The sequence below is a fragment of the Bacillus atrophaeus genome (genome assembly GCF_001584335.1).
Taxonomy (GTDB): Bacteria; Bacillota; Bacilli; order Bacillales; family Bacillaceae; genus Bacillus; species Bacillus atrophaeus.
The window spans coordinates 133,129-145,514 of sequence record NZ_LSBB01000023.1; the positions used below are offsets into that span (position 1 = coordinate 133,129).

The 12,386-nt window shown below is 44.8% G+C and carries 9 protein-coding genes and 1 pseudogene; 5 read left to right on the top strand and 5 right to left on the bottom strand.

The genetic code is table 11. From position 1 onward, the window contains the following. Positions 1-57 precede the first annotated feature (57 nt). The 5 genes from AXI57_RS19965 to AXI57_RS19985 all read right to left on the bottom strand — a co-directional run bounded on the left by AXI57_RS19965 (position 58) and on the right by AXI57_RS19985 (position 6,848). The gene (locus tag AXI57_RS19965; protein ID WP_061671082.1) at positions 58-2,256 is read right to left on the bottom strand and encodes a DUF4129 domain-containing transglutaminase family protein; all 2,199 of its coding nucleotides are present in this window, start codon (positions 2,254-2,256) and stop codon (positions 58-60) included. Between the two features lie 21 nt (positions 2,257-2,277). Beyond that, complete coding sequence (locus tag AXI57_RS19970; RefSeq protein WP_061671083.1) at positions 2,278-3,483, bottom strand: DUF58 domain-containing protein; 1,206 nt, start codon at positions 3,481-3,483, stop codon at positions 2,278-2,280. After that, complete coding sequence (locus AXI57_RS19975) at positions 3,483-4,445, bottom strand: AAA family ATPase (protein ID WP_003328487.1); 963 nt, start codon at positions 4,443-4,445, stop codon at positions 3,483-3,485. The genes AXI57_RS19970 and AXI57_RS19975 overlap by 1 nt, the downstream gene beginning before the upstream one ends. Positions 4,446-4,656: 211 nt before the next feature. After that, positions 4,657-5,529, bottom strand: coding sequence for a cation diffusion facilitator family transporter (locus tag AXI57_RS19980; protein ID WP_061671084.1), 873 nt, complete (start codon positions 5,527-5,529; stop codon positions 4,657-4,659). Positions 5,530-5,789: 260 nt separating this feature from the next. Next, entirely contained in the window at positions 5,790-6,848 is a 1,059-nt protein-coding gene (locus AXI57_RS19985) for an acyltransferase family protein (protein WP_061671085.1), read from the bottom strand. 253 nt (positions 6,849-7,101) lie between these two features. Here AXI57_RS19985 and gabP point away from each other — a divergent pair, with 253 nt between their 5' ends. The 5 genes and pseudogenes from gabP (at position 7,102) to AXI57_RS20010 (ending at position 12,384) form a co-directional block, all read left to right on the top strand. After that, on the top strand, positions 7,102-8,514 hold the full coding sequence (gene gabP / locus AXI57_RS19990; RefSeq protein ID WP_003328492.1) for a GABA permease: 1,413 nt from the start codon (positions 7,102-7,104) through the stop codon (positions 8,512-8,514). 88 nt (positions 8,515-8,602) lie between these two features. Beyond that, entirely contained in the window at positions 8,603-10,144 is a 1,542-nt protein-coding gene (gene cotA / locus AXI57_RS19995) for an outer spore coat copper-dependent laccase CotA (protein WP_003328493.1), read from the top strand. 106 nt (positions 10,145-10,250) lie between these two features. Next, positions 10,251-11,261 (top strand): annotated as a pseudogene (locus AXI57_RS20000) (DUF4003 family protein). A 16-nt stretch (positions 11,262-11,277) separates the two neighbouring features. After that, on the top strand, positions 11,278-12,093 hold the full coding sequence (locus tag AXI57_RS20005) for an alpha/beta fold hydrolase (RefSeq protein WP_061671086.1): 816 nt from the start codon (positions 11,278-11,280) through the stop codon (positions 12,091-12,093). An 81-nt stretch (positions 12,094-12,174) separates the two neighbouring features. Beyond that, positions 12,175-12,384, top strand: coding sequence for a cold-shock protein (locus tag AXI57_RS20010; protein WP_003328497.1), 210 nt, complete (start codon positions 12,175-12,177; stop codon positions 12,382-12,384). The last annotated feature ends 2 nt before the right edge of the window (positions 12,385-12,386 follow it).

Sequence of the window (12,386 nt, forward strand, 5' to 3'; positions counted from 1 at the left end):
CCCGGACTCTGATTTAATATTCACTTATTCTAACAACAGGAGGGTAAGCGGTCAAGACTATCTCCTTTTAATTAAATTTTCCCATAACTCTTTGGAATCATTCCAAAGAGCTGCCGAATCATCGTTTCTGTACAAAGCTCGCTCATAGCGGTGAGTCAGCTTTGACATCTCCTCAGACTCGTATGCCGCGTCGATTTTCGCTGCATAGTCACGCAGCGTCTCGCCTTTTTGTATGCCTTTTCCTTTTCTTTTCAGCTGGCGAAGCAGTGCATCATATGCTTCAAAGAAGACTTCTTTATCGGTACGGCGCTTTAATTTTACGGCGACAAGCATCGGAATCCATTTGGAACGCGCGGCATATAAACCAAGTGCCGCTAAAAGGGCTGCTGCGGCAGCTGCGTACCATGCGGGACTGATACTCTCTTTTGCAGCGGACGGTTTTTCGTCCACAGATGGCTGCTGTTTCTTCTGCTGTTCTTTTTGCTGCTGCGGCTTGCTCTTTTCGCCGCGATCTTCAGAGGTATTCCGGGATGAATCACCGTCTTTCCCTTCTTTATTCGACTGGCTCGAACTTGATGTGAACTCAGCAGGATTAGTGAACCCTTTTGTCGGCTCAAATGTCACCCAGCCTTGCCCCGGGAAATAAACCTCCACCCAAGAATGGGCATTGTTATTCGTCACCTCATAAATTCGGCCGTTGTTATTGCCGGCCTCTTTATACTCACCAGATGTATACCCTTTTACCCAGCGGGATGGAATGCCTGCCGATCTGAGTAATACAACCATAGCCGAAGAAAAGTTATCACAATAGCCGAGTTTTGTTTCAAATAAAAATTGATCGACGTAATCTTGGCCGTTTTTTGGTATGCTGACATTTTCCGTCTCATAAGCAAACTCATTCGAGCCCAGATAATCCTCGATCGCCTTTGCTTTGTCATACATATTGTCTTTATTCTGCGTCAGCTCCCGGGCTAGGTTTCTGACCCGCACCGGCAATGTATCGGGAAGCTGCATATATCGCTCGTCAAATTTGTTTTCTTCTCTGCTCTTTTTAACTTTAACCTCTCTCAGCTCATTCAGCTTGTAGACCGGCGACTTGTACGCCACTGTATAGTTTCCCATATTGCGCACTTTGCCGGATTGTTCACTGACAGGTGAAATTTGTTCCGTATTGCCATTCATCTCAAGCAAAACGGATTGTTTAGGCTTAATTTTTGCCGCGCCGATCGGATACATTACGTGATTATATCCATACAGCTTATTTACCTTCACACGCGCAGTTTCATTTTCTGTGGAAACCCGCTGATCAAACCACAGATTTTCCACAAGGCCGCCCGTGAGCTGATAAGACGTCCCCACATCAGTTTCAACCCACCCTTTGCCTGTATAGGTATCCTTCGTTTCTACCCTGAAATAGGAACGTTTTTTGCCTTGCCATGTAAAAACCGGCGTATCATCTTCCTGAAACGGACCGCCAAGGGATTCATCATGATTCCCATACCCGATTTTGCTTTCTTGAGCTGACACTTGATCATGATTAGTGACCTTTTTGAGAAAAGGAACGGGATCAGGCCAATTAGGGTCAGACTTCGGAGCGGCAAGACCGAATGCCGCGGAGCCAATAACAAAAACGGTCAAAGGAAGAAACCATTTTAAGATATGAGCTTTCTTAAAAGACAGCCTTTCCATAATCTTAATGCGGTCCATATACAAAAGCCCCAGCATAAAAAAGCCGATCAGCACAATCCGGATGACGGCGTAGGTGGCGTCGTACGGTGTGAACGTATCAAGAATGGTGATGTAAGCAACTGTCATGATAAAGAAAAATAAAATCTTCCGCTGGTAAATCACCCAATAATGCAGCAAGTAAACGAGAAGCCACAGCAGCACAAAAAACAAGAGCGTGCGGAAAGAAGGAATCATCTCATTCCAGTTTCCTGATTTGATAAAGCCGATATTCATGAATACATCCTGTAAAAAGGAGCTGATCCAGCTTACGTTAAAAATCGAGCCGTCATAAAACAGGATATGAATAGAAATCAACGTAAACAAGATGCAAAATGGAACTGTGACATACCACTTCACCCTGAAAAACGTCAGCAAAAACGTCAAGCCGATAAACAGGATAAAAAAAACCGTATGCTTTGTATCGCTAAAATTGTGTAACGGTCTGAGCCATTCCCACAATAATAAAAAGGCTAAGAAGTAAAATAACAGCAAGCTCATGCGGCTTCCCTGATTTTCATCAAGCGGCATGTGGTTCTTCACCTCTCTTTCCTAAAAAACTTGAGAAAATCCGCCGTCTTTTATGATCCGGAGGACCCCTGTTCCCCGCTTTAGTAAGCGCTCGATCATAATCGTTTCTGCTTGGGACAGAGCGGCTTCTTTCTCTTTAGCCAAAATAATCGTAACCGGCATGGAACCGGAACTGATTTCGATTGCTCTTACCAAGTCTTCGGTCACCTGCCCGGTGACAACTACTTTATCAGCATGCCGCACGGCTTGCTGTGCAAGTTCTTCTTCCATAAAGCGGCTGAGAGGAGCTGCCGCGTCACAAGCCACGACGGCCAAATGATGCATCAGCCGCTGAAAATGCTGCTCTCCCTGCTGAATCGGGAAAACGGATCTTTCTTTTCCGGCGGAAGCAAGGCCTGCCCCCGTTCCGCTTTTTAAAACAGAATGAAGAATGGACGCAGCCGCTGAAACAACCTCTTCAAAAGACGCCGAAGGAGAACGGTCCATTAAGAGAAACAGGTTTTTGTTTTTGGACGGTTCAAATTCCTTTGTCATTAGCTGGCTGCGCCTGGCCGAGGTCTTCCAATCCAATGCTGCAATCCGGTCTCCCGGCTGATATTCCCTCACACTTGCCGCAGCCATGGAATGATTCATCTGGAAAGGTGCAGAGCTGCTAATTCCTTCTTCAAGATGCCGTTCATTCGGCTGAAAATGGAGAAATTGATAAGACGGAAACACCAAAAAAGAGTGCTTCACTTCATAATAAGCCTCCTTTTCCACAAGGCCCAGCACATCACCCGTTCGAACTCTGACGGTATGCAAATGATGCTCGCCTCTCGGAACTGGGGATAAACGGTATGACATCGTGACTTTCCTTTTAAACCACGGGAACACAAGCCGCTTCGCCGCCGCTTGATCTCCGTACAGCTTTTCAAGCGTTTCCGGCAGACAATCCTCAATCACCATATACATGAGCGGAAACGGAACCCTCCGCGTAAGGGTTACCTTTATATTAAGCGTACCGCCAGCATTGACCTGAGCACGGTCCGTCTCCCGCACCGCTTGCATTGCACTGATCGGATACAAAGAAAACAAACCCGCATACAAGACGAAAGGAAGAAACGCATAAAATAAAAACCAGCTTACAAAACCGCCTTGAAACATTGCATAGGAAAATACTGCAGCCGTCAAAACGAGCAGCACCAGCAGCTTCCATCCATAAACCAACCAATGCAGTTTTTTCTTCATTATCGGCTCAGCGACCTTTGAACCGGGACCTTCGCGTTTGAAATGATCTCCCGGATGACCGCCTCAGACTGCATTCCTTCAAACTTTGCCTCAGAATGCAAAATCATTCGGTGCGGCAAGGAATAAGGCGCAAGATATTGAATATCGTCCGGAATGACATAATCGCGATTGTGCATCAGCGCATATGCCTGAGCGGCTTTCATCAGGGCAATAGATCCACGGGGACTAACGCCTAAATAAACGGAAGGGTGCTGTCTCGTTTTGTGCGTCAAGTCAACAATATAAGCCTTAATACTTGCGTCCACTTGGACATGCTGCACTTCTTGCTGCAAGCGGACAAATTGTTCTTTTGTGATAACAGGCTCCATTGTCTCAATCGGATGGCTTTTCTCTTGGAGCGCCAATACCTCTAATTCCTCTTCAACAGACGGATAACCCATACGGAGCTTGAATAAAAAGCGGTCGAGCTGCGCCTCGGGCAGCGGGTACGTCCCCTCATACTCCACCGGGTTTTGGGTTGCCATCACCAAGAAAGGCTCGGCAAGCGGCATCGTCTTTCCGTCTACTGTCACACTCCCCTCTTCCATCGCTTCAAGCAATGCAGATTGGGTTTTTGGCGATGTTCTGTTGATCTCATCCGCCAGCACAATATGACCCATAATCGGACCCGGCCGGTATTCAAATTCCATCGTTTTCGAATTATAAATGGATACGCCCGTCACATCTGACGGCAGCAAATCCGGGGTGAATTGGATTCTTTTAAAATCAGCGCCGATTGATTTTGCCAACGAGCGTACCATCATCGTTTTTCCCACCCCTGGAACATCCTCTAATAACACATGCCCTTTGGCAAGAATGGCCGCTAAGCTGAGTATCGCTATATCTCTTTTCCCAATCATCACTTTATCAATATGTTCAACAGCTTTACCCAGCAAAGGATGCAGCTCTTCATGGTATGCCATTCTCTTCCTCCTACTCATCTATCTAGTTTCTTATAGTAACCTAACTTTACCACAAAAAATGCCCGGTATAAAAAAACGAATCTAGCAAACTGTTTCCAATTGAACACTTTTTACACTTGCTGATTTCAACATTTTTAATAGAAATATCAATGAACAAATACAACAGCAAACCGCAAAAAAAGCCTCCCATAACGGGAAGCTTCAGCAGGTTTTACTTGTTTTGTAAAGGCTCCATATGGACATGCGAGTGATCAATCGCATGCTCCTCCTTCATCCTCCGCTCAACCTCGTTTGCGATATCATGGCTTTCTTTAATATTCAGATCAGACTCTACTTCAATCACAACATCCACGTGAACAGAGCTGCCTAAATATCTGGCTTTGATATCCTTTAAGTGGCTGACTCCGGAGATCTGTTCGATCGTCCGTTTATAATCAGATATATCCTTCACATCAAAGCCGTCCGTCAAAGAATGAGACGCTTCCTTAAAGATATCCCAAGCCGTCTTGCAAATTAAAAGGCCGATCAAAAACGCTGTCAGCGTATCAATCCAAGCAAGATGGAACTGCGCCGCGAAAATACCGACAAACGTTCCGACACTGACGATCGCATCGGACTTATTATCAGCAGCAGATGCATGCAGCGCATGGCTGTTGACCTTTTTCGCAAGCCTTTTATTGTATTGATACACAAGCAGCATAACCACCGCACCCGCCGCAGCCGTCCACGCCGCAATCATATCCGGTGACTCTTCTTTAGAAGAAAAAATAGATTCTCCCGCACTGAGCAGCACTTGAAGCCCGACAACCATCATGATAAAAGAAGCGATAAGTGATGCGACCGTTTCAGCACGGAAATGGCCATAAGGATGATCTTCATCAGGAGGCTTTTGAGAGATGCGAAGACCGATGAACACCGCAACTGAAGCGATAATATCTGTCGTATTGTTTAATCCGTCCGCCGTAAGCGCTTCTGAATGAAACACATAGCCGATCACCAGCTTAACAGCAGACAGAACAAGATACGCGGCGATGCTGATGAGCGCCCCGGTTTCGCCTTTTTTCAGTTCATCATATCTCTCCATCAAAATCCTCCTTCCGTCCATGTTTTAAGCTATATTTATCATACAAAGCAACACCGCAGTGGGTCTACAGAAACATGATTCACTTACCTCAGAAAAATAGTGATTATAGAACATTTTTCACCTGAACCAAATTAATTTCATACAGAAAAAAACGCCTGAACCCAGGCGTATCAAGACTTCTTCCATCTATACGTTTTTTCAAAAATATAACAAATCACAAAAAGGAGCTAATGACAGAAAATTTTTTCTTTTCATCCGCCTCAATACGACCTGTATTCTCTATATTTTCCCGGGAACAATCCTCGGACGCCATACACTCTCCGCTTAGCCAAAGGCTTCCCGAACAAAACCGGATAGCGTTTGAAAAAGAAAATAAAAGGCACCAGTGCGGCAAAGGTCGCTGCTGTATAGAGAATTCCCCAGCCCGCTTGATATGTCGAAGATACGGGGATGTTCAGCACATAATATACGACAGCTTCCATCGTCCTAAGAATAGGATAGTGCAAAACGAGAATGATTAACGAATTCCTGCCGAGAAACTGTAAGAAAGCGAGCTTACGAAGCTTAAAACTCGCAAAAACGACTCCCCCCGTGCCAAGCGCAGCCGTCAAGTAGAAAATCAGCATATTGCCGTATTCATTCGCCCTCATATCAACTCTTGTATTCTCCATCTGCAAAAGAGCGGTCAATGAAAAACATACAACCACAGCGAAAATAGTTCTTCTGTAAGAAAGCTCCTTCAGTTTGTTTCTCACCACAAAACCAATTGTATAAAAACCCAAAGCAGCTGCGGCTACCTCGGCATTCCAAAGCAGGCTGATATGAAGTACATAAACATTCACAACGCTGACCAGGCAGCTTCCTGCAATGAGAATCAGCCATTTTCCGCGGCATGCTTTTTTCAATAAGAAAAATACGATGTCTACGAGAAATAAACAGGTTAAAAACCACAGTGCCGGATTGTGTGTAAGCATATAATGATCGGGTATTGAATAAACAATACCTTTCAAAGGCACAGCCGGATCAACATCCGCACTCCCGAGAAACTGAAAATGCCGTTCCACCAGCAGCCAAAACAAATACGTGATCACCGAGAAGACAGCATAAGGAACCAGCAGCCCTCTGGCTTTCTTCAGCGCAAACTGAAAGAAACCAAGCCCTGTATCCCGGTAAACGGCGCCCGATAAGAAAAAAAACATCGGCATATGAAATGAAAAAATAAAGCTTTTCAATGCATCATCTGTCGGCGCGTGGCCTAAGACAACTAGAATAATGCCTATACCCTTTGATATATCTATCCACTCTACTCTTCCCTTCATATTATACAGCTCCCTGTCTGCTCGTCTCATACCGAGCGTAACATGGAAAAAAGCCAGGTTTCTACAGAAAAAGGAATTCGATATAAGGATGTAACCTGTATGATATAGCGCGTAATTTCTTTAATATGTTATATACAATTTGAAATAAAATGTCATATTTTCTAACATAATCTTTAGATTTCTTGCCAATATATGATACAATTTAATTTGTCAGAATATTCGATACTTAAATAGTCCTATTAGGAGGTATACTATGAACCAATCTGAATCAGGATTAAAAAGGGGACTGAAAACCCGTCATATGACGATGATATCCATCGCAGGCGTTATCGGCGCCGGACTATTTGTAGGCAGCGGATCAGTCATTCATTCTACAGGTCCCGGTGCGATTGTCTCCTATGCTTTAGCAGGCCTCTTGGTCATCTTTATTATGAGAATGCTTGGTGAAATGTCGTCAGTCAACCCCACAAGCGGATCGTTTTCCCAATATGCGCACGATGCCATAGGTCCTTGGGCCGGCTTTACAATCGGCTGGCTTTATTGGTTTTTTTGGGTTATTGTCATTGCGATTGAAGCTATCGCCGGAGCCGGAATTATCCAATATTGGTTTCATGATATCCCATTGTGGCTGACAAGCCTGTTACTGACCATTTTATTGACTCTCACAAACGTCTATTCTGTCAAATCGTTTGGAGAGTTTGAATATTGGCTCTCACTTATTAAGGTCGTAACCATTGTCGCTTTCTTACTCATCGGCTTTGCATTCATTTTTGGCATTGCTCCCGGCAGCGAGCCGGTCGGATTGTCAAACTTGACGGGTGAGGGCGGATTCTTTCCAAAGGGAATAAGCTCTGTTTTATTAGGCATCGTTGTCGTGATCTTTTCTTTTATGGGAACTGAAATCGTCGCCATCGCCGCCGGAGAAACATCAAACCCCGTTCAATCCGTTACAAAAGCAACCAGATCAGTCGTTTGGCGGATCATCGTTTTCTACGTCGGCTCGATAGCTATCGTCGTCGCGCTGCTTCCATGGAACTCCGCCAACATTCTGGAGAGCCCGTTCGTAGCGGTGCTTGGACATATCGGCGTGCCGGCTGCGGCGCAAATCATGAACTTCATCGTTCTCACAGCCGTATTGTCCTGTCTGAATTCAGGCCTCTACACCACATCAAGAATGCTCTATTCACTGGCAGAAAGAAAAGAAGCACCGCGCCGCTTTATGAAGCTGAGCAAAAAAGGAGTACCCGTACAAGCGATTGTTGCCGGAACCTTTTTCTCTTATATAGCGGTGGTAATGAACTACTTTTCACCTGAAACGGTATTCTTATTTCTAGTCAATTCATCAGGCGCCATTGCCCTCCTTGTCTATCTGGCTATCGCTGTTTCTCACCTTCGAATGCGGAAAAATCTTGAAAAAACGAAGCCCGAATCGTTGAAAATAAAAATGTGGTTTTTCCCTTATTTAACCTACTTGACCATTATCGCCATTTGCGGCATTTTGGTTTCGATGGCATTTATCTCTTCCATGCGAGATGAACTGCTGCTGACAGGATTCATAACAGCCATCGTTCTCGGATCTTACTTTATTTTCAAAAGCCGCAAAGAAAAAGCAAACACCTCTGGAAACCATGCAGCGCAACAGCCTGATCCCGAAATCCTGCCTTAATGGGCGGGATTTTTTATGTCACCTTTCTGTCCTTGCCATCATTTACTGTGTATTACTAGGTTTTTACTAAATATAAGGACAGATGAATATGAATCTTGAAAAATTTGCGGATATGCTTCCTATTCCAGAAGTGCTGAAGCCGCACCAGCAGACAAAAGAAAGCACCTACTACGAAGTCACCATGAAGGAATTCTATCAAAAGCTTCATCGTGACCTCCCGCCAACCCGCCTTTGGGGTTACAACGGCTTGTTTCCCGGACCTACGATTGAAGTCAACAGAAATGAAAACGTTCAAATTAAGTGGATGAATGATCTTCCGGATCAGCATTTTCTTCCGATTGACCATACTATCCATCATTCGGAAGGCCATCACCAAGAGCCCGAGGTCAAAACCGTTGTTCATTTACATGGCGGCGCCACGCCTTATGACAGTGACGGTTATCCGGAAGCCTGGTTCTCAAAGGGCTTTCAAGAAACAGGGCCTTATTTCTCCAGAGAAATCTATCATTATCCTAATCAGCAGCGCGGAGCTATCCTGTGGTACCATGACCACGCGATGGCGCTGACCAGATTAAATGTATACGCCGGACTCGCCGGAGTATATATCATTCACGACCCGAAAGAAAAACGGCTGAAGCTGCCCGCAGGCGAATATGATGTGCCGCTCATGATCATGGACCGGACGATTAACGAGGACGGCTCACTGTTTTATCCGAGCGGACCGGAGAATCCCTCACCAACCTTGCCCACCCCATCCATCGTTCCGGCTTTTTGCGGTGATACCATTCTCGTAAATGGGAAGGCATGGCCGTATATGGAAGTAGAACCTCGGGCGTACCGTTTTCGGATCGTAAACGCTTCAAATACAAGAACCTATAACTTATCGCTCGATAATGGCGGCGAATTTCTCCAAGTGGGCTCTGACGGCGGCCTCCTGCCCCGCTCTGTTAAACTCAGCTCCATCAGTCTCGCTCCGGCAGAACGATTTGATATCATCATTGATTTTGCAGCATTCGAAGGACAATCCATCGTTTTGGCAAACAGCGAAGGCTGCGGCGGACCCGCCAATCCCGAATCCGACGCCAATGTCATGCAGTTTCGCGTCATAAAGCCATTAAAAGAAAAAGATGAAAGCAGAAAACCTAGATTTCTCACAAACCTGCCTCCTGTCACTGATGAAAAAATACAAAATCTCAGAACACTGAAACTCACTGGCACTCAAGATGAATATGGAAGGCCTGTCCTGCTGTTGAATAACAAACGATGGAGCGATCCTGTAACAGAAGCTCCAAAGCTCGGCACATCTGAGATTTGGTCTATCATTAATCCGACGCGCGGCACCCATCCAATCCATCTGCATTTGATTTCTTTCCGTGTACTGGACCGCCGCCCCTTTGACACGGCCAAATACGCGGAAACCGGCAACGTCGTCTTTACAGGTCCGGCCGTCCCGCCGCCTCCAAGCGAAAAAGGCTGGAAAGACACCGTACAGTCCCATGCGGGGGAAGTCATCAGAATTATGGCAAAATTCGGCCCATACAGCGGACGGTATGTCTGGCATTGCCATATTTTAGAGCATGAGGACTACGATATGATGAGACCTATGGATGTTGTGGATCCAAATCAATAAAACTTGCCGGCTTCCGGCAAGTTTTTTTATTGTCTTCCCAAAAATGAAACTTTCAAAAGCTGTTCCCCGTAATACGTAATAGGACATATAGAAAGGAGCCGCCCCTATGCTTACATCAGAACTGCAAAACAACGTAAACAACTACATCTCCATTTATACCGAACTGAAAAAACATTTAAAATGGAAAATCGCACATGAAGGACTATTAATGCTCACCGCATCTGCATATATTGTGAATAAAAGAGAATTTGATTTTCGGCGTTTTTAAGACCTTAGCAATTATATCAAGGCAAATGTCGGCATGTTTTCCACATTGAATTCGCATCACCGTTTTACCATCGCCTCCATCCTTGACATTCATTTTCAAGATAAAGCAAAGGAACAATTTCAGGCATTTAGTGATCTTTACGAAGACATGCTGAAACAGGGCTTCAAAAGAGATATTTTCACCTATCTGTCTGCCTTAATTGTGCTGACCGGAAAGTCTGAACAAAAAACAGCCAAAGAAATCATGTCAGGCGTTTCATCCATTTATCAGCTGATGAAGCAGCAGCATTATTTCCTGACATCAACTCAAAATTACCCATTCGCCGTAATGCTCGCTGGAATCGACAAAGAAAAAACCGCATTGATGGAACAAGCGGAATCTTCTTATCAAAAGCTCTCCGCCGCAGGTTTTAAAAAAGGCCAGAATCTTCAATTTCTAAGCCAGATCCTTGCCTTGCACCAAGAAAAAGATACAGATGAACTTGTCAGACGCTGCCACGAGATGTTCCGGTCTATCAATGAATTATACAAAAAACCTAAAGATATTCACTATCCCGACATCGGTTTACTCACATTTCTTGAAGAACCTGAAAAAGACATCAGCACAGTCATAGAAACGGTTCAGCTTCTTAATAAAGAAAAGGCCCTTAAATGGCATAAAGATATAAATTTCAAAATAGCCGTCAGTCTTTTCATGGGCGATACCATAGAAAAAAATCTGATCGCGGAGTCAGGTTTATACGCGGTGATTGAAACCGTTCTCCAAGCCCAGCAAGCCGCTTCAACCGCTGCGATCATCAGCACAGCCGCTGCCGCTCACTCAGCCCATCATTCTTCTGGTACAAATTAAAGGAGGAACGCTCGATATGCCTTATATCACTCTTAAGGATCACACACAGCTTTATTACGAAATGTATGGGGAAGGCACTCCCATACTCTTTATCCACGGAGTATTAATGAGCGGGGAGTTTTTTCACAAACAATTCTCCGCCTTATCAAATAATTACCAATGCATACGCCTCGACTTAAGAGGACACGGCGAGTCGGAAAAAACTCTTCATGGACACACGATTTCTGAATATGCTAAAGATGTGAGGCAATTTATAGAGGCACTCCAGCTCGAAAACACGGTGCTTGTCGGGTGGTCAATGGGCGCTTTTGTCGTATGGGATTATATCAATCAATTTGGGCATGATAAGATACAAGCCGTCACCATCGTTGATCAGTCGGCTTCCGATTACAATTGGGAAGGCTGGGAGCACGGAGCATTTGACTTTGCGGGATTAACAGCAGCCATGGAATCCATTCAAACAGATCCGCTGCCATTTTACAAAAATTTCATCGCTAATATGTTCGCAGAACCGCCTGCCGCAAAAGAAGAAGAGTGGATGCTTAGGGAAATCAGGAAACAGCCCGCCGCCATTGCCAGCACGATTTTATTTAACCAAACAGCAGCGGATTATCGTGACACCGTGCAAAACGTTCAAGTGCCTGCACTGATTTGCTTTGGCGAGGATCACAAGTTTTTCTCAACAAAAGCGGGTGAATATCTACATAACAAAATACCGCAATCTAAACTCGTGACTTTTTCTAAAAGCAGCCATTGCCCATTTTTAGAGGAGCCTGACGCGTTTAACGGCGAATTGCTTTCATTTTTAGAAGAACTCGCTGGAAAGCAATAAAGAAAAAGGAATTAGGAGAATAGAGGAAAGTATGAGACAATAAAGATGTGCAGTAAAATTCATTAGGGAAGAAGTGACTTTATGTCTTACTATAACAAACGTAATCAAGAACCTCTGCCTCAAGAAGAAGTAACCACATGGGAGTGTACGAAAGAAGACTGTAATGGCTGGACCAGAAAAAACTTTGCCAGCAGTGATACACCGGAATGCCCATTGTGCGGCAGTAAAATGATCGACGGCGTCCGTACATTAGTGAATCTGCAAAACAACAGCCAGACGAAAACAAGTTAGCA